This is a genomic window from Arthrobacter sp. S41 (assembly GCF_004320535.1).
In the GTDB taxonomy this organism is placed as follows: Bacteria; Actinomycetota; Actinomycetes; order Actinomycetales; family Micrococcaceae; genus Glutamicibacter.
In genome coordinates this window covers 129203-147614 of the sequence record NZ_SIHY01000003.1, presented here as the reverse complement: position 1 = coordinate 147614, position 18412 = coordinate 129203, and the positions used below count along the sequence as shown (strand labels likewise).

The following is an 18412-nucleotide window of genomic DNA, read 5'->3' as shown; positions in this document are numbered from 1 at the left end:
TTTAAGCCTAGGGCGCGATGCGGATAGCGGCAGAATCTGTTGAGGCCGGGGTTCTAGCTCTATTGAATCCAGTCTTCACGATTGGCAGTGCCTGTATCCCCGCCGGACCTAGCGATGACGGTCAGCTTATCGACTTGCTCTCCGGCAGCAGCTTTGTCGTTGATCTTGATGATCATGTTTGAGGAGACGAAGCTTGAGGCAGGAGTGTCATAGGTTCCACCCATCCACGGACCGTCCTTGATGGTGACGACAAGTTCACCAAAGGCCGGTGACTCCACCTTATCTACGTAGGCATGTGGGTCATCCGGAAGGCAGCGGCGGTACACCTCTAAGGTGGTAATTTCTGCGTGGCACATGGATTCGTAAACGTCATTCATGCCCGAAAGCCACTGCGCGTATTTTTCTTTGGCCCAGGCTTTGCGGTCGTTGGGGTCTGCTCCGGTTCGGGCGCGGGAGTAGGTTCCGGAATTCTTGCCGTCCTCGGTGGCGAAAGTGATGCTTTCCAACTCCGGCGACTTCTCACCCACGCTCTCGAACATGATTAGGCCCATGAACCGGAGTTCATCCTCGCGGGTCTGGTAGCTTTCTTGCATTCCGTCCCGGTTGAAAATCATGCTGTTGTCTAACGAGATATTTATGACGCCCGGCTTTGGCGACTCCCATGAAGTCATCAAATTGTAGGGGTACGAGAATCCTTGAGTGGATTTGATGCCCGAATTGTCTTTCCACATCTTAATCTTGGAGTCCGCCCATGCCTGACCAGTCAAGGGTGCTGCAGTGGATTTAGTCGGAGACGGGGCGAGCGAATTTTCAGCAAGCTCGGTGTCAGCAGTTACCGCAGAGGCCGGGGCGTTAGCCGGGGCAGTTGCTGACTCTGAGGGTTCGGAAGAAGGTGTTGGGGCTTGGCTTGCGCTGCACCCTGTCATCAAAATGGCAACGAGAGACAAGGTCATGAAACTTCGGATGCGCAAGAGTAGCTCCTAGGAGAGTGATGAATTCCCAGTCTATTAGGGGACCTGCGCTCAAAGCTATCTATTTTAGAATCGCGCGAATACCCTGATTGGCCCAGATTTAAAATCTGCACCTTCAGTCAGCCCCATCGATTCATAAAACGCTCGTTGCCCTGGCTCATCATCGGTAATAAGCACAAACTGGCGAAGGTGTTTGTATCGGTCTTGAACGGCAGTAAATAGTTCCCTGCCGGCACCGCTGCGCTGGGCTTCTGGGTGAACCAAGATGTCTTGCACGTAGCAAATGGTCGCGTCATCGGAAATCGCCCGGGCTAAGCCGATGAGTTGGTGTTCCTTGTCGTAGGCGTAGACAAGAAAGTCAGAGTTTTTCAGTGCCGTGGCCAGTACGTCGGGGTGATCCGTATAGGCGCTCCACCCCACGGAGTTGTACAGAGCAATAACTTGCTCAGGGGAGGGGACCTTAGTGGTGGAGATTTCCATAGCGCAGTTGCTCTCATCGTGTCCAAGAATTGGGTTCACCCTAACACGCAGTAACTGAGCTCCCGCTAAAGATCAGTGCACACACAAAAGGGGGCTTGATACGCCGAAGCCAAAGCTCCGGCGTATCAAGCCCCCAACAGGCTAGTGCTTCCTAGTTATCGAAGTAGCTAGGTACCTGCTCGTTCTGTGCTGGCGGGGTGGGTGCATCCACCTTCTTGCGCACCACCAGCTTGTCCTGCGCGTAGTCCACCACGACGGTGTCACCGGCAGTCAGCGAATCATCGATGAGCAGATCGGCGATGGCGTCCTGCACCTTGCGCTGCACCAAGCGGCGCAGTGGGCGGGCACCAAACTCTGGATCGTAACCCTCAGAGGCTAGCCAATCCACGGCAGCATCACTGACTTCCAAAGCAAGTTCCTGATCCACCAGGTGCTTCTCGGTATCGGCGATGACCAGCTTGACGATCTGGCCGATCTCCGACTGCGAAAGCTTGGAGAAGAGCAGGACCTCGTCCAGACGGTTCAGAAACTCGGGGCGCATGAACTCGCGCACCTTGCTCATCACCTTGGCCCGGATCTCGCCGGCTTCACTGGCAGCCTTGGCCGAGGTGAAACCGAAGTTTCCGGCCTTGTTGGCCAGGTACTCGCCACCGAGGTTACTGGTCATCAGGATCAGCGTGTTCGAGAAGTCCACGGTGCGTCCGGCCGAATCGGTCAACCGTCCGTCATCAAGGACCTGCAGTAGTACGTTGAATACATCTGGGTGGGCCTTCTCGATCTCATCAAGCAGGATCACCGAGTACGGATTGCGGCGAACCTTCTCGGTGAGCTGCCCGGGCTCGTCGTGGCCAACGTATCCCGGAGGGGCACCGATCAGACGAGCAACGGTGTGCTTCTCGCCGTATTCGCTCATATCAACGCGGACCAGCGAGTCAGCCGAACCGAAGAGGTTGGTCGCCAGTGCCTTGGCCAGCTCGGTCTTGCCCACGCCGGTTGGGCCCAGGAACAAGAACGAACCAATTGGACGACCCGCAGGGGAGAGGCCAGTACGGTTTCGACGCACGGCGCGAGCCACGGCAGAGACCGCATCCTTCTGGCCGATCACCGAGGCGTGCAGGGATTCTTCCAGCGAAGCCAGACGCGACTTGTCGTCCCCGGTGATCCGCGAGGTAGGGATACCGGTGGAGCGGGCGATAACCTCAGAGATCTGAGCTTCGTCCACCACGCGGGTTACGCCCGCATCGCCGGCGGCCTCGGCGGTATGAATCCGAGTGGTCAGCTCCGCTATATGATCGCGCCAGGCGCTGGCGTCCTCATAACGTTCCTCGCCAATGGCGCGGGACTTTTCGCGTTCCGCTTCCATCAGATCGGTGCGCAGGGACTGCACGTCCTCGGTATCTCCGGCGGCGATTGAGCGTCGTGCACCGGCGATATCGATCAGGTCGATGGCCTTATCTGGCAGCTGGCGGTCGGTGAGGTACCTCGCCGAGAGTGATACCGCGGCCTTCAGCGCTGCTGGGGTGTACTGCACCTGGTGGTGATCTTCGTAGGATTCACGCAGACCTTCGAGGATGGCCAAGCTGACTTCCTGCGATGGCTCATCCACGGTGACCTTGCCGAAGCGGCGGGCCAACGCGCTGTCCTTCTCTACCTTGCGGAATTCGTCCAGCGTGGTGGCACCGATCAGGTGCAGCTCACCGCGTGCCAAACGAGGCTTGAGGATATTAGCTGCATCCATATTGCCCGACTCTCCGGAGCCAGCGCCGACCAGCAGGTGCATCTCATCGATGAACACCAAGATCTGACCTTCCGAGTCGGCAATCTCTTCAAGCAGGCCGGTGAGGCGTTGCTCAAAGTCACCGCGGTAGCGGGTGCCGGCGAGCATGCCGGGTAGGTCGATAGAGATGAGTCGGGCGCCACGGATCTGTTCTGGAACCTGGTCATCTACGATGGCGCGAGCCAGGCCTTCAGCGATGGCGGTTTTACCCACGCCGGCTTCACCGATCAATACCGGGTTGTTCTTGGTGCGACGAGCCAGGATCTCAACTACCTGATCCAGTTCGTCATCGCGACCAATGACCGGGTCAATCTGTCCGTCGGCAGCCAGGGCGGTCAAGTCAGTTCCGAAGCGCTCCAACATGGATGCATCGGACTCTTCCTGCCCCTGGTCGCCTCCGCCGTTCTGGGCGCGCTGGGCTTGCTCCATGGCAGCCTGCTGGAGTGACTGGCCGGTGATGCCGTGCTGTGCCAACAGGTTGCTGACCGGCGATTCCGGGTTGAAGACAAAGGCAAGGAACAGGTGGTCCGGGTCAATGTAGGTGGAACCGTAGTTGCGGGCCACCTGGTAGGCGTCGAAGAGACTGCGCTGAGCGGCCGAGGAAAGGCGTGTTGGCTTCTCTCCGGACTCTTGGCTCTTTGGCATGTGCGCAATTGCGTCCTTGCCGAGGGCTTCGATGTCGATGCCCATGGCGGTCAGGTGTTCGCCAACTGGTTCGGTGCGCAGAAGCGCGGTGAGCAAGTGCAATGAGTCAATCTCATCGTGGCCGTGTTCCTGGGAGATTGCTGCCGCGGTAGCTACTGCCTCGTGGGTACGGGTGGAAAGTAGGCGGGTGATGTCGATCGGACGTGCTGCCTGAGCCCGTGAAGAGAGGAACCGTGAGAGGAATTCCTCGAACGAGCCGTCAGATGGTGCACCAAAAAATGCTGGCAAGTGAGCCTCCTAGTAGAAACTTGAGCGGTCTATGCTCATGTTCAACGCATAGGACCTCAAGATATTCCCGCATGATCCAAAATTCCTTTTTTAGCACTCGAGCTCACACCCTTCGAGGTGCTTCGGAGGGGAAGTACTTAATCCTTCGGGATTTCAACAATCCCCAGTCGCGCAGCAGCTATCAGGGCCTGAACGCGGTCGCGGACTGAGAGCTTGACGAAGATTTTTGCCATGTGTGTCTTGACCGTGGTCTCGGTGATGCCGAGGGTTTTGGAGATTTCAACATTATTAAATCCCTGAGCAAGGAGTTTTAGAATCTGGATTTCTCTACTGGTTATGCCCAGATCATCAATGAGATCTTCGACCTGTTGAGAATTATCCGTATGTGCTTTGCGCACCGCGGAAATCAGGTCGGCTGAAACCGAGCGGGAAATGACCGCAGTGCCGTGATGAACTGCGTGCACGGCATTAATTATTTCTCCCGGTTCTGAATCCTTAACTAAATAGCCGCTGGCGCCTGCGGTAAGTACAGGCACTAAATACTCATCCGAGGAAAATGCCGTAATTGCAAGGACTGCGGGGCTGTCTATGCGAGATTTAATGGCGCGAGTCGCGCTAACCCCGTCCATGATTGGCATCTGTAAGTCCATCAAAACAACGTCAACTTCGTTTGCCACGCAATAGTCGGCTGCCTGCTGTCCATTTTCTGCAAAAAATACGGTTACAAGCCCAGAATCCGTTGATAGGATTGTCCCCAACGCATGCCGAATTAGTGGCTCATCATCAGCGATTAGGACCTTTATTTGTTCCATCTGTTTCCTTAGCGTCGATGCTGCAAGCTCCAAACGGGTGCTCACTTGAAAGTATATAAGTTGTCGAGATGTGGAGTTTGTTATGAAGGCTTTGAAGATGATGGCCGTTGCCGCATTGGCATTGGCACCGTTAACCGCAGTGGCTGCTCCCGCATCAGCGGCGCAGAGTCAGTCAATCGGCTCCGGATCAGTTGCAACCCCAGCCGGATGGGGTGCAGACTTTTCGAAGTGGATATGCATTCACTACGGCGTAGGTTGCGAATAAGCTATTTGACTTGAACGCTGTCGCCGTGAATTATTCGGCATATGAGTGAACGACTAAAAGGCACCCTGACCAAGCACCTCGCTGGCCGGGGTGTCATTATTTGGGTGGGGATCGCTGTCCTTGTTCTCCTGTCGGGCAGTGAGTCCGTCACCCTCTTTAGGGACGGTTTTAGTCGAGCGTCACAAACAACCATCTTGGGAGCCCTCGTAGGGCTCGTGCTTTGCGTGGTGCTGGCTATCGGTCTTCGATGGGTCGCAGCGTCCCTCGGACTGTTTATTGCCGTTGCCTTCTTCTTCCTCAACGAGAGCTTCCTATTCTTCTTCACCTTCACTGCGTTTATGATTTTTGCGGCGCTGGCAGCAACTGTTGATGCACGAAGTGTTCGAGGATTGTTCCTCACGCTATCGGCGGCCTGGATGGTTCTGTTTGCTATCCAAGCCCATCAGGACGCCATATTGCTCGTCGCGCTGGTGCCGTTGACTGCCCTGTCCTACTTTGTAACGCGCAGTATCTATTCATTGCGAGAGAAGAATGATCACGCTGTTGATCAGATGCAAAAGGCTCGGGAACAGACGCGTATAGCCATAGACAGAGAACGTAAAAACATCGCCCGCGATCTGCATGACATCGTTGCTCATGACATCACTATCGTCGCGATGCAGTCAAAGGCGGCCAAGTTCGCCAACGACGGGCAGGCCGCGCTAGAGGCACTCGATATCATCGCTAAGCTCAGTACCGAAACCTTGCATGACTTGCGACTGATGCTCAACGTCCTACGGGCCGATGGCACCATGTCCACAGAAGGCAGTGCCAACTTTGATAAGCCGGCTGCAACTACTGTCAATGCGCTTCAGGGAGCAGAACTTTTTGCTCAACGGCTCAAAGATGCCAACTTTAGAGTGACCTCGACCACGGATGAAAAAATCTCCGAACTGCCTCGTTCTGCGCAAACTGCGATCTATCGTGTGATGCAAGAAGGTACAACGAATGTCATAAAGCACGGTGTCCCGGGTGGTCACTGTTCATTAGAATTGCTTTCAAACGGCACCGAAGCCTCACTAGAAATCACTAATCAGGTGGGTGTTTCCGGTAGGAAAGTGAAGGGGCTACCAGCGGGCGGAAGTGGCCTCATTGGTATGGCCGACAGGATGCGTGCCTTTGGTGGAAAGTTCTCAACCAGCCAAGAGCAAGGTGTTTGGACCCTTCGCGCCAGCATTCCGTTCTAGGCCTTACCCTCCTACTAAAGTATGATTTCGATTTTTCGCTGAACACGATAGGTTAGATATGTATCGGTGAAGACCGATCACCGAGAAGGTACTTGGTGGTGTTTTGCGAGTGGCATCATCAAGGACCAGAGGGTGATTAAAAGGTACGTTGCATTGTGTGAACAGACTGATCTTTCATCGGCATTGCGCCCCCATCGCGTGCCGTTGTCTGTCGGCAATGCGACGTACCTTTTATAACTTCAGGTTTCCGTTCTTACGGAGACAGTAGGACGCCGATACATGCGAGCTTAAGTAGAAAGCGACGGATCCGGGATTTTCTCCCGGATCCGTCGCTTTTGTTCTGCGCCGACTATGCCTCTGAATCGTTAGAGTCGGAGTCGGTTTTCAGGACATGCTCGGAGACCTTGCCCAGTGCGCGTTCCAACGAGGAGCGCAGCACAATCGGAACGGTGATTTCCTCAGTGATCTGAACCAGACCCTCGCGCTCAAAGACACGAAGTAGCGATTCCACCTGAGGAACAACTTCTTCGAGGCTAGGAATCAAGTGGTGCTGCTCTTCGGGCAGATCCTCTTTGGTAGGAATCTGCAGCGCAAATTCAGTACGGACGGTGTTTGTCGAGGCAGCATTACTCAGCACCCCAGCAACCATCTCGGCGATCTGTGCCTGGCCCGGCTTTTCAAGAGTATTGATCAGAATGTGCGAGTAGAGCACCTCAGCGATCAGTTCCTTGATCAAGCGTGACCCTGCACCGCTGGTGGCGAGCAATGCTTCACTCAGTGATTCGGTAGGTGTCGCATTAGGTGCCTGATAGCGCAACAATGCGGTTCCGATTAGTGCATCCCAATAGGCCGAAAGGCGAGGGATGTCAGCCAGCGATGGAACGCTGGTTCCGTCTTCTGGTTCCCACTCAGGGTGCTCAATAGCCTCGGCGCTTTCGTCGACCTTGATGAACATTCCCAGTGCCTGGGCTGCATCTTGCAAGGTTTCTCCGGTGAGAACGCCAGCTGGTGTAGTTGGCTTACCTTCACCGACCCAGCCGATAAGTTCGCGGGCAGCAAAGACAAATGGCATTGATTCGAAGGCTCCGTTGGCCTCGTCGTCTTCAAGGTAAGGGGCGACGATTGGTGAATCACCAGCCATACGGGAGAGGAACTCGAAGGTCTGCTTGAAGTCTTCTACGCTGCCACCAAAGTTTGCAGTGGTGCCCAAGAAGGTTAGGTAGTGCTTGAGGATCGCAGCGCTGGCTTCTGAAACTTGCTTGCCCAGCGAGGACAGGTGGCCGAGCTGCTCGCCAAGAACAGTTGGATCCAGCGACTGGACGTCAACACTCTTGCGCAACTGCGCATGCACGGTCAGTAGCGTCGTGAGTCCTTCGAGCGCAGCGCGTGTTTCGCTGGCGGGGTGTCCGTCTTCTTGGAAGTGGCGGAACAGCTGGGACTTAAAAGGCTGTAAAGCTTGGCGCACTTCAGTTTCAAAAGGTACGGAGCTCGCCCCGGACTGACGAGCCGGATGACCCTGTGCGGTTTTCTTCTTGGCTGGTTTTCGTGAGGCCATGTGTGTGGTGGTGATCCTTTAAAACGGCTTGTCGAGAAAGATGATTATTTGCTTACTTTCAGTGTACGCAGAGCACAGATAGAGCGAACTTCTTGTGAGGGGTCTAACGCTTTCCGACGGGGTAAAAATGATCTAGTCGAGGGAAGTGCCGTAGAAAAGACGGTGTAGAGCAAGGATTTCCGCAAAAAATACAGATCACAGGGGAGTGTGGTGGCGCTCACCGTTGAATCCTCAGAACTCGTTGAAATTCTGCCTGGATCGCGCGACAGTGAACACATACAACCTCGCATTATGGGGCCAACGAGTTTCTAGGAGAGTGGATCATGGCTGGGATGACTGCGCCAGATCATGTAGTCGTTGTCGGTGCCGGATTTATCGGATTGTCGACTGCTTGGTATCTCCAAGACGCTGGCGTCAAGGTCACGGTAGTAGATCGTGGCGGGGTTGCCTCGGGGTCCTCGTGGGGTAACGCCGGTTGGTTGACCCCAGCTCTCACTCTGCCCATCGCAGAGCCATCAATCTTCTCCAACGGACTGAAGATGATGTTGGATCCAACCTCTCCGCTTTATATCCCCCTGAGCGCTGATGCCAAACTGCTGCGCTTCTTGATCGGCTTTGCCTGGCACTCAATGCCCAAGCGATGGGAAGAAGCCATGCGAGTCTTCTCGGAAATCGGAATCACCGGACTTGATGCCTTTGACGAAATCTCTCAGCACACGGCCGCTGGCCCAGGAGTTGCGGAGCATTCCAAGGCGGCCGATCCGTTCTTGACTGGTTTTACTTCGCTCAAGGACCGGAACGCGCTGCTGCACGAGTTTGAGATGATCGAAAAAACCGGTGGCACTGTCGACTTTGAGCTGCTCACCGGGGATCAGCTGCGTGGCATTGAGCCTACCCTTTCTGATCGCGTCGCCGCCGGCGTAGCAATCAAGAATCAGCGCTACATCAACCCGCCAAAGTTCATTGCTTCTCTCGCTGAGTCTGTGGTTGCACGCGGTGGTGACATTATTGGCGCTTTTAATGTCACCGATATTCGCGACAACAAGAACTCGGTGACGGTTATTGGTTCAGAAGGCCGGGCCATCACGGCGGACCACGTAGTTCTTGCTACCGGTGCGTGGATGACCGACATGGCTCAAAAGTTCGGCGTCAACGTTGTGGTTCAGGCTGGACGAGGTTATTCGTTCACCGTGGAGCCGGAACATATGCCAACGCACCCCATTTATTTCCCAACTCAGCGCGTAGCCTGCACCCCACTGGGGGATCGCTTCCGGATCGCCGGCACCATGGAATTCCGGGACGTCAACCACAAACTGGAGCCAAAGCGCATCGAAGCCATCGTGGCCGCTGCTACTCCGGTGTACAAGGGGATCAACTGGGAGAACCGCAAGGAAGAGTGGGTTGGTGGGCGTCCATGCACCGCTGACGGGTTGCCGTTGGTTGGCCAAACGCGTTCCCCGCGGATTTCTGTCGGCGGTGGCCATGGAATGTGGGGCGTAGCCCTTGGTCCATTGACGGGAAAAATCTTGGCTGCCCAAATCACCGGTCAAGAAGTCCCCACTATCGCACGTCACTTCAATCCGCTGCGTAAAGGGTTCTAGAGCTGAGCAATTTGAACCAGCCGGATTCTCACGGAGGTAGGAGGGTTGAAGGGACTCCGCACAATCAAGCAAGGTGCTCATCAGATTGCCGAGTGAACCGCCGGGCCTAGGCATGCCGGGTGGAAGTGCCCGATAACATCTGACGGTAGCCCTCGACGTAACTAGGGAATTGAAGGGACAACCCGCTGTCCAACAGCCGGGTGTTGTCCAAGCGCCGGTCGCCAGCACGTCGTTCGGCCGGAGGTGCCTCATGTTCAGGCTGCTCTAGACCTAGTTCGTTGGCTAGGAATTCGTAGACCTCTGCCAGCTGGGCAGGACTATTGTCCGTGGCCAAGTACAGGTCGGCTACCTGATCATCTAAGCCGGCTACATGGACAATGGCGGCGGCTAGATCATCGCGGTGTATTCGGTTGGTCCAGTGTGAACCGTGTGGGATTCGGGCGCTGCCCGAGGTCACCAGGTCTATCAGTCGGTTACGTCCCGGGCCGTAAATTCCCGAGGCGCGCAAGATTGTCACCGGCAGTCCACTCTCGGTGAGCGCTGCCTCTGTGCGGGCCAAGACCTTTGCCGTATCGCGGGTGGCAACTACGGGTGCCTGCTCGTTAACCCACTGGCCATCTTCACCGCCCATCACGGCAGTGGAGGAGATGTAAATCAGTCGGCGCAGCTTTGGTGCCTGGCTACGAAGCCGAGCGCTGAGTTCTTGAGCCACCTGCAAATAGCTGCGCTCATATCCTTGTGCGTCGCGGGTTACCGGAACCGGGGTGAGCACTACGACCTCGGTATCTGGATCTACCACTGGCCAACGGTTGGGATCGAGTAAGTCGACATCCGTTCCGGCGAACTCTTCTGGAAGCTTGTTACTGTTGCGGCGCCATCCTGTGACGTGGTGTCCCTTGGCGTGGAAGCGTAACCCTGCTTCGGTGGCGACGTCGCCGCAGCTGACCAGTAATACCTTCACAATGCTCCCTCGGACTTGTTTCTCTTCTCTCTAGAATAGAACCAATTACCGTGACGGAAAGTTTCCGTCAGTGATAGAGACCGCGCTAAACATGCACGAGGAGGTCACTGTACTGATGAATCAGTCGGTGCTTTGTCTGCTGTTTGTTGCTGTCGCTTTCTTCTCACTTTTGGGTGAGGGCATGGCCGTTTTTGCCTTGACCCTTGAAGCCGCAGACCAGCTGGGTTCGTGGGCAGTGACCGCACTGTTCTTAGGTGGGCTGTTACCTCCGGTGCTTGTCGCGAGCTTAGTGGGCCGATGGGTGGATAGTTCGTCGTTATGGCGCGTGTGGATTATTAACCTTTGCGTCCACGTATTGATCTTCGCGGTATTGGCGCAGGCAGAAAACATGATTCTTTGTTTGGCTCTCATGCCAGTGGCCAGTATTTGCGCGGTGATTAATGGTTCAGTGATCTTCAAGATTGTTCCGCGAATTCGTGGCAGCTTTAGCTTGTCCAGAGCTGGCAGCTTTCTTGTGGTCGCCACGTCCCTGTCTGGAATCATCGCTCCGGCAGTTGCTTCATGGTTGTCAGCGCATGCGGGTTTCGGCACGGTTCTTTGGTGCGGGGCCGTTGGGTTCGCATTGCTCAGCATCGCAGCTATCTTGATGCGTTGGACTCTACGTGAGACTGCGCTGGGCGAACCGCAGCCCGAAAACCAAGACCGGCTGAAGCGGACTACAAGTAGTCCGGTTCTGTTTCAGAACCGTTGGTTGCGGATTCTGTTGATACCTGTGGCGGCCATTGTTTTGTTCACCTCGGCCGAGGGCGTAGCAGGAGTTTTCTATCTGAGAGATATCACCGCCGATGATACGGGGTATGCACTGTTGCTGGGCGCTTGGTCATTAGGTGCGGTGGCAGGGGCACTGATGGGTGGCAACTCGTGGTTCGACTCGCGCGGATCAGTACCCACACTTTTCGGGGGAGCGCTTGTAGGTATGGCGATACTTGTGGAGGGACTTTGGCCAAATGCCACGGCATTGCTGATTATTTTCCTTGTCGGGGGACTACGCAACGGCCTGCGCAATACCGGGGTGCGAACCGCCATCTATGAGCACGTTCCGCAAGCACGCCACGGAAGTGCGTGGGCTCAATTGCGCATGCTCATTAACGCCATGGTGGCGTTGGGATATCTCTTGGGAACGCCGGGATTGATAATGAATTCTGCTCAAATGATCATTATTCTTGCCGGCGCAGGGACCGCGCTGTCCGTGGTTGTGGCGCTAGTTTTGTCCCGAAAAACTGCGACGCACAATGCCGCGCGGGCAGCGGAATTAAACTAGCGGTTTTTGCTCTAGGGTTAATAGCAGGCGCAAAAGTAGAATGGGCGCAGCCTGGCATCGAGGACGATTGCCATTCTGTCCTTAAATTCGAAATGGTGTCGACAGATTTCTATTACTGCTCTCTGGTGCTTCGGTAACCGGATTGCCAGATCCACCAACGCTAGGGTGAAGATTTATCCGTTCCTCAATCATCAGACCAGTCAGGCGATCAACGGCCATCCTAGAAATAGTGATGGTCTTGCTACTGGTCTGGACGTTGATCACCATCGAACCCACTGGCTGGGATCTGTCTGTATACCGCGAAGGTGCGCTGACTCTTCTGCGCGAACCGCAGAATCTATATGGGCCATTTGTCGGTCCGATTAATGCGCCCGGATTGCCCTTCACTTATCCAACGTTTGCGGCAATCATGTTCCTGCCAATGGCCGTCTTCCCCTACTGGGTTTCAGTAGCAGTGACCATGGTGGCTTCTATTGTCTTGACCTTCTTTGTTGCCAAGGATCTGGCTCTGCGGATAGCGCGGCGTTGGCCGCAGCTGGGGCGATGGGTTACGCCGCTGACCTTGACCAGCCTGATGCTGATCTCCGGTCCCTTCAGGGACACCATTTGGTTTGGTCAGATCAACATTCTGATCCTCGGCGCTTGTTATCTGGCGCTAGTTAATTCGAAGTCAATGACTCCGTTTGTTATTGCCGTGGGCATTTGCGCCGGAATTAAGCTCACACCTATAGCCCTGCTGATTCTCCCGTTGGCCATGCGTAAATGGCGTGCAGTGATTACCGGAACCTTAGTCTTCTTGGGCACTCAGTTGGTCGGGCTGATCTTCCAGTGGCGCAACACCCTAGACTACTGGTTCGACGTCGTGCGTGATCCTTCGCGCGTCGGAGACGTTGGCTATATCGACAACATTTCGCTTCAAGGATTACTGACTCGCTTGGGCGCGGGTTCGCTGATCTGGTTTGTCCTAGCGCTCGCCGTGGGCCTGGCATTCATCGCTCTTCTTTACCGGCTTCACGACAAGGTTGAGCCGGTGGTGCTTCTGGGCGTAGCGTCGACCTGCCCCTTGCTGGTATCTCCAGTGAGCTGGTCACACCACTGGGTGTGGGGACCAGTCATGGCCTACGCCTGGGTTGTGGTTGCCATGCGGCTGAAGGCTTGGCCACGACGGATCATGTTGCTGGTGGTTGTGTTCTTTAGCGTGGAACTGATGCTGTCAGCAAAGTGGGCCATCCGCCTCTTTGGCATCCACCCGGATCATGAATTGGCATCGTGGTGGTATATCTGGCCTGCGGTCCCCGTTGTAGGCATGCTCATTTGCCTCGTTACTGCCCTAGTAGCGAAGCCTCAGGAAATAGCAGAAACCAACTAGCATGAAGCACTCCGCGCCGCACTGTACAATTCTAGTATTCGAATATTTGTACTAGTTTGCAGTAGGAGGTGGTGGCGGTGGCTGAAGACAATGAATTGTTGCCACCCGGAGCTAGTCACGGGCCGGTACAAGCTGTTTCGGCGATGGGTTTTCCTTCACCAGCGCGCGACTACTTTGACGGCGGACTGGATCTAAACCGTCTGCTGGTACGGGATCGTGTCTCCACCTTCATCATGCGCGTCAGCGGACATGCGATGCGTTCGGCGGGCATCTATGACGGTGATGAAGTGATTGTTGATCGCTCACTATCGGTCCGTCACGGCTCAGTGGTGATTGTGAATCTTAATGGTCAGATGTTGGTGCGACGCTGGCACATTGATGGAGCCAAGGTTGGCTTGCTCAGCGACGAATCCCCCTTGCCGGTCTTACTAACCGAGGGCGATGAAGTAGGCGTTTTTGGCGTGATTACTAGGTGCCTGCATCATGTCAGGTAACCGATAATCCCTATACGGATGACTCATACAATCGCTGATCCTTCGGATCCGCAACAACAGTGCTTCCCCACGTTGACGTAAGCTCGTTCTTTGCTCCGACGCTAGAACCCTGGCCGATGCCTAGCGGGCATACCCCGGAACAACCTCTAAGAACTTGGCCATGAAGCAGGACGAGAAATGCCTGGCTGGCACTCGTTACCGCGCATCGTGAGTCGCAGGACAAATGCGCAACGAATTCACAATCCGACCTTCGGTCTACGCATTCAGGGCCAGACGTGAAGCGTCGAGGATCGATCGCGCTCGATGTGCAGGTACCTGGTCCGCGACACTGAGCCAAACGGTGACTGGTGGCGCTCCGATCAAGGGCACAAATTCAACGCCAGGGTGTATGCCCCTGGTGCGAGCGATGTCCGGGATGATTCCAACTCCGCGATCGGCGGCGACAGTTTCGATCCATTCATCGTAACTGCGTGTCTCCACAATCTCCGGAGTGAGATTCGGCCAGAGATCCGTTGTGGTTGACCCGTTAACCGTGTTGATGACCAAGGGGCGTTGGGGTACGTCTTCCCACCGGATTGGCGCTCCGGAAGTCCAGGGGGATCGATTCGAGCACGCGAGTACGCGTGGTTCTTCAAAGAGCTTGATTGTTCGGGGGCTGTCGAGCAGCGCTGGGGATACCGGTGAGCGCAAGACGACCGCGTCTACATCTCCACGGGCCAGGGGTTGAGCCGTGGCATCTACTCGGGTAAAGGTCACTTCGATGCCGGCGGTATCTTGTAAATGTCGTGCCATATCCTGCGCCCATGGGGTGGGCAGGAGCCAACTGAAACCTAGAGTGATTGTAGTGTTTCCTCGGGCCACGGCAATTGCTCGATTAAGGTTGGCCAGCGTAGTCCTGGCATGATCTAGGAATAAGGCTCCCGCTGCGGTAAGCTCGAAGCGCTTTGAGGTCCGCCGGATCAGCTGGACCTTGAGAGCGGATTCGAGTTGCTGCACCGTTCTTGACAGGGCCGGTTGAGTGATCCGCTGTCTCAAGGCCGCATGAGTAAAGGATTCTTCTTCGGCTACAGCGACGAAGGCCCTTAAGTGCCGTACTTCCACATCCATGCTTCCCAAGCATAGACCCTTGCCGATCTGTTAGCTGTCCATTTAAACCAATTGTCGTTGCCGCCCTTATTTGAGGGGCGGCAACGACAATGGCTGCTATGAGAAATCGGTCAGTTGCTGGCCTTTAGCCCGCGGGAGTTGCCACCAGGTGGTGAGCCCATTGCCCGACGTTATCGCGGTTATATTCCACGCGAGTGTGGTTGCGATCTTCCCTTGCTTGCATGAACTCGAACTCGTCGGGCACGAGTGTGTAGTGCTGCCAGTCGGGATTCGGTTGGCCGTCGTAGCTGGGGCGTCCGCTCCAGTCCAGTTGCGATGCTTCGTCACTGAGCGCTGACGCGGTACCGGTGACGCGTACTTGACGTCCGGACTCGCGCCAGAAAAATACCAACGATGCGCGAGGGTTCTCTTGGAGCTCTTGGCCCTTTCGGGAGCTGCGGTGGGTGGAGAACTGGTAGCCGTTCTCGTCAAAGTCCTTGATGATCAGGGTGCGCCCCACGGGAGTTCCGTCTGCACGATTGGTAACAAACGTCATCGCGTGCGGTTGCCGATTCCCTGCTTCGATGGCGCTGTTCAGCCATGATTCAAACAAAGAGTTCGGATTCTCGGGGACAGTCTCGCTATCCAGGGTCGATAGTTCCTTGGGGAACGATGGCAGCTTTGCTAGCCGTTCACGTAGCTCGGTCATTCTCTCTTCCTTAGCTCTTGGTTCTGCGTGGTTATTCGGAGATTTGGACGACGGTGCGTCCTGTCCCATGCCCGTCGAGCAGGTCCTTTGCTGCATCTGCGGCGTCTTTGAGCAGGACGGTGCGTGTGACGGAATCTAGATGCTCCGGGTTGAGGTCGCGGGCAAGGCGTTCCCAAGCGTCGCGGCGCAGCCCTGGCTTCGTGCGGACCGAGTCCACGCCCAGTAGATTGACGCCACGGAGGATAAATGGCAGCACGGTGGTTGGCAGATCGCTGCCACCAGCTAGTCCGCAGGCAGCCGCGGCGCCGTTGTTGTGCAGTCCGGCCAGCGCCCCTGCAAGGGTAGGACCCCCTACGCTGTCGACGACTCCAGCCCACTGCTGCCGGGCCAGTGGGCGGTCGGTGTTCAGCTCACCACGGTTGATGATCGATGTTGCACCGAGCTCGGTCAGTCGCTCGCATAGCGCGTCGGGGCGGCCTGTTGCCGCGATGACTTCGTAGCCAGCTTGTGCGAGCATCGCGATGGCGACCGTTCCGACTCCGCCGCCAGCGCCGGTGACCAGGACAGGGCCGTCATTGGGGTTTACTCCCTGACGCTCGAGCGCAAGAATGCTCAGTGCCGCAGTGAATCCTGCGGTGCCGATTGCGGCGCTCTGGGCGGGGGTGAAGGCATCAGGGATGACAACCAGATCATCGCCGCCAACACGTGCAAGACCGGCCAGCCCGCCGTGGAGCTCTTCGCCTAGGCCCGCGCCGTCGAGCGTGACCAGATCGCCCGGGTGCCATCTCTTATCCCGCGAGGCGATAACTTCTCCGGCCAGGTCGATGCCGACGATGAGCGGAGTGCGTCGGATGACACCGGGCTTGCCGTGCAGTGCCAGAGCATCTTTGTAGTTAATGCTGGAGTAGTGAACCTGCACGGTTACGTCGAGGTCGTCTAGGAAGCTAGTCTCGGCTTCCTCAAGGGTGGTGCGGATGCGGTTATCTTCGTCCTTGCGGGCGATCCAAGCGGGAAAAGTACTCATTTTTCTGCCACCTTGTCCTGTGCATTTTGGGTGTCGTCGGGAAGTTCGCCGGTCAGGAACTGCGCGCGTCCTTGGCCAAATGACCAGTCCGCGGAGGTGTTCTCCGTGATACTCACGATGACGTCTTCGCCTGAAATCTCCAACCGGTCACCGAGGTATGTGGTGATCTTCTCGTAGAGACGCTGTTTCGCCTCGGTCGGTCGGGGCTTGCTAGTGACCTTTATGATGGTCAAGTTCTGCGTACGGGTGTAACCCAGACCTGTATCTAAGGCACGAAGCTCGAACGGTTCATGCTGGTGCAGGATTTGGTACCGATCGGTGAATGGGACATCGAACGCTTCGACGACGGCGTCGTGGATCGCATCAAGAAGACGGACCAGGTAATCCTCGTCGTGACCTCGAATGACATCGATGGTGATCAGTGGCATGATCTTGTTCCTTTCATAAAAACGGTTGTAATGGGCAAAGCTTTACGTGCGTGGTCCATTCAGCGGTTCACGCCTGCGCCGACAGTCTCGGCGGTCACCGGTTCGAATGTGGATTCGCTGGCAGGCCGGTGGACGGCCGGGAATCGAATCCGAATCAGCGCCGTAGACACCGCAGCTAGCGCGACGATTACGGCAGCTATGAGCAGCGGACCATGGAATCCGTCTGATAACAACGGGGCAACAAGGATAGGGCCGGCAGTTTGTCCTACTGCATATACCAAGCTGAGGATTGCGACCGCTGTGGGGACTTGCAGGTGTGCTCCCGCATCAAGGGCGAGGGTGGTAATGCCCATGAATGTCCCGCCAAAGAGTACCGCTCCTGCCATGCCAAGGTCGAGGGCAGCTAATCCGATTCCCGCCGCTTGCAGCAATAGCGCGATGGTCAGCAAAGTAGGGTGGGCCAACTTCTTGCTCAGCCAGGCCCAGCCAAGACAGGACGGGATAGCTGCCAAACCGACCACAATCCAGCTGAGCTTCCCCAGTCCGCCCGAGGCAGAGGACGCTATTGCAGCGACCAGGAATGTGCCCGCGATGATGTATCCGACACCTTCGAGGAAGTATGCCGCCACGAGCGGGACAAACCAGCGGTGGGGGCGATGAATCGGCTCCGTATGTGCAGGCGAGGTGTGTTCTGACTGCTCGGCCTGTACCAGTTGCCATGCGAAGGCACCAAGTATTGCCGTAAGCACCCCAGAAGCAAACCAGGCCTCACGCCAATCTCCGAACTGAGCGATCATAAGTACTACCGCACCTGAGATCGCGATTCCAGCTCCGACTCCGCCGTAAGACCAGCCAACCAGGTGGTGGGATTGTTTTGGAATGGTGTGGACAATGACGCTTGCCGCGACGACAAACATGATCGCGCTGGCTAGTCCGGCAAGACCGCGAAGTGCGATCCAAGCCTCGGGAAGTTCGGTGGCGGGCATCGCCATCAGAGAGAGTACGAGTACGCAAATACTAATACGCAGGGCGAGTGCAGAACGCGCCCACCGTGGAACTGCCATCATAACTATGGCGCCGATCATGTAGCCCAGGTAATTGCTTGTGGCTAGAGCCGCTCCCAGCTCGGCGGTGACGCCAGCTCGCTCTTGCATCAGAGGAAGAATCGGGGTGAACACAAAACGACCAACCCCGACGGCTGCCGCCAACGCGGCCCCGGCCCGTAGCGCGATGACCCATCCGGAGCTTACTACTTTCGCCTTCAATGACACCGATCTCCGATCACTTTTGATAGGACACCACGTTCTATCTCATCTGCTTTCGAGGCTACTCTCGGATCGGGCTTACGAAAATTGGCATTTACGCATGATCTATGCATCAGAAGCATGGACGTGCGTACT

At 56.2% G+C, this 18412-nt stretch carries 17 protein-coding genes; 6 read left to right on the top strand and 11 right to left on the bottom strand.

All coding sequences use genetic code 11. The features are described from left to right. Window positions 1-59: 59 nt before the first annotated feature. Window positions 60-614: a hypothetical protein gene (locus tag EYR88_RS14690; RefSeq protein ID WP_207306532.1), complete on the bottom strand. Its 555-nt coding sequence runs from the start codon at window positions 612-614 to the stop codon at window positions 60-62. 163 nt (window positions 615-777) lie between these two features. On the opposite strand from EYR88_RS14690, the gene EYR88_RS16090 reads away from it, so the two are divergent. Beyond that, on the top strand, window positions 778-984 hold the full coding sequence (locus tag EYR88_RS16090) for a hypothetical protein (RefSeq protein WP_165477385.1): 207 nt from the start codon (window positions 778-780) through the stop codon (window positions 982-984). Between the two features lie 53 nt (window positions 985-1037). Here EYR88_RS16090 and EYR88_RS14685 read toward each other — a convergent pair whose 3' ends face one another. From EYR88_RS14685 to EYR88_RS14675, 3 genes are all read right to left on the bottom strand, one after another. Then, window positions 1038-1490 carry a GNAT family N-acetyltransferase gene (locus tag EYR88_RS14685; protein ID WP_347559261.1) on the bottom strand — a complete coding sequence of 151 codons (453 nt, stop codon included), beginning with the start codon at window positions 1488-1490 and terminating at the stop codon, window positions 1038-1040. A 112-nt stretch (window positions 1491-1602) separates the two neighbouring features. After that, window positions 1603-4161 carry an ATP-dependent Clp protease ATP-binding subunit gene (locus tag EYR88_RS14680; protein ID WP_131090513.1) on the bottom strand — a complete coding sequence of 853 codons (2559 nt, stop codon included), beginning with the start codon at window positions 4159-4161 and terminating at the stop codon, window positions 1603-1605. 137 nt (window positions 4162-4298) lie between these two features. Further along, window positions 4299-5018, bottom strand: a complete 720-nt coding sequence (locus tag EYR88_RS14675) for a response regulator transcription factor (protein WP_242632609.1) — start codon at window positions 5016-5018, stop codon at window positions 4299-4301. A gap of 261 nt (window positions 5019-5279) precedes the next feature. On the opposite strand from EYR88_RS14675, the gene EYR88_RS14670 reads away from it, so the two are divergent. Next, window positions 5280-6464, top strand: coding sequence for a histidine kinase (locus EYR88_RS14670; protein ID WP_131090512.1), 1185 nt, complete (start codon window positions 5280-5282; stop codon window positions 6462-6464). A gap of 349 nt (window positions 6465-6813) precedes the next feature. Here the strand turns inward: EYR88_RS14670 and EYR88_RS14665 are convergent, their stop codons facing one another. Beyond that, window positions 6814-8019, bottom strand: a complete 1206-nt coding sequence (locus tag EYR88_RS14665) for a hypothetical protein (RefSeq protein ID WP_131090511.1) — start codon at window positions 8017-8019, stop codon at window positions 6814-6816. A 323-nt stretch (window positions 8020-8342) separates the two neighbouring features. Here EYR88_RS14665 and EYR88_RS14660 point away from each other — a divergent pair, with 323 nt between their 5' ends. After that, window positions 8343-9620, top strand: coding sequence for an FAD-dependent oxidoreductase (locus EYR88_RS14660; protein WP_131090510.1), 1278 nt, complete (start codon window positions 8343-8345; stop codon window positions 9618-9620). Window positions 9621-9726: 106 nt separating this feature from the next. Here EYR88_RS14660 and EYR88_RS14655 read toward each other — a convergent pair whose 3' ends face one another. Then, entirely contained in the window at window positions 9727-10581 is an 855-nt protein-coding gene (locus EYR88_RS14655; RefSeq protein WP_165477394.1) for an NAD-dependent epimerase/dehydratase family protein, read from the bottom strand. A gap of 115 nt (window positions 10582-10696) precedes the next feature. Between EYR88_RS14655 and EYR88_RS14650 the strand changes: the two genes are divergently transcribed. The 3 genes from EYR88_RS14650 to umuD all read left to right on the top strand — a co-directional run bounded on the left by EYR88_RS14650 (window position 10697) and on the right by umuD (window position 13765). Next, window positions 10697-11902 (top strand): MFS transporter, encoded by a 1206-nt coding sequence (locus EYR88_RS14650; RefSeq protein WP_165477393.1) that lies wholly within the window; start codon window positions 10697-10699, stop codon window positions 11900-11902. Window positions 11903-12134: 232 nt separating this feature from the next. Further along, complete coding sequence (locus tag EYR88_RS14645; RefSeq protein ID WP_242632620.1) at window positions 12135-13271, top strand: glycosyltransferase 87 family protein; 1137 nt, start codon at window positions 12135-12137, stop codon at window positions 13269-13271. Window positions 13272-13348: 77 nt separating this feature from the next. Continuing rightward, entirely contained in the window at window positions 13349-13765 is a 417-nt protein-coding gene (gene umuD / locus EYR88_RS14640) for a translesion error-prone DNA polymerase V autoproteolytic subunit (protein ID WP_131090506.1), read from the top strand. Window positions 13766-14020: 255 nt separating this feature from the next. Here umuD and EYR88_RS16305 read toward each other — a convergent pair whose 3' ends face one another. The 5 genes from EYR88_RS16305 to EYR88_RS14615 form a co-directional block, all read right to left on the bottom strand. Then, window positions 14021-14557, bottom strand: a complete 537-nt coding sequence (locus tag EYR88_RS16305) for a substrate-binding domain-containing protein (RefSeq protein WP_242632608.1) — start codon at window positions 14555-14557, stop codon at window positions 14021-14023. Between the two features lie 439 nt (window positions 14558-14996). After that, complete coding sequence (locus tag EYR88_RS14630; RefSeq protein ID WP_131090504.1) at window positions 14997-15560, bottom strand: pyridoxamine 5'-phosphate oxidase family protein; 564 nt, start codon at window positions 15558-15560, stop codon at window positions 14997-14999. Window positions 15561-15591: 31 nt separating this feature from the next. Beyond that, window positions 15592-16584, bottom strand: a complete 993-nt coding sequence (locus EYR88_RS14625; protein ID WP_131090503.1) for an acryloyl-CoA reductase — start codon at window positions 16582-16584, stop codon at window positions 15592-15594. After that, window positions 16581-17012, bottom strand: a complete 432-nt coding sequence (locus EYR88_RS14620; protein WP_131090502.1) for a tautomerase family protein — start codon at window positions 17010-17012, stop codon at window positions 16581-16583. Before EYR88_RS14620 ends, EYR88_RS14625 begins: the two co-directional genes overlap by 4 nt. A 59-nt stretch (window positions 17013-17071) precedes the next feature. After that, window positions 17072-18283 (bottom strand): YbfB/YjiJ family MFS transporter, encoded by a 1212-nt coding sequence (locus EYR88_RS14615; protein WP_131090501.1) that lies wholly within the window; start codon window positions 18281-18283, stop codon window positions 17072-17074. Between the last annotated feature and the right edge of the window lie 129 nt (window positions 18284-18412).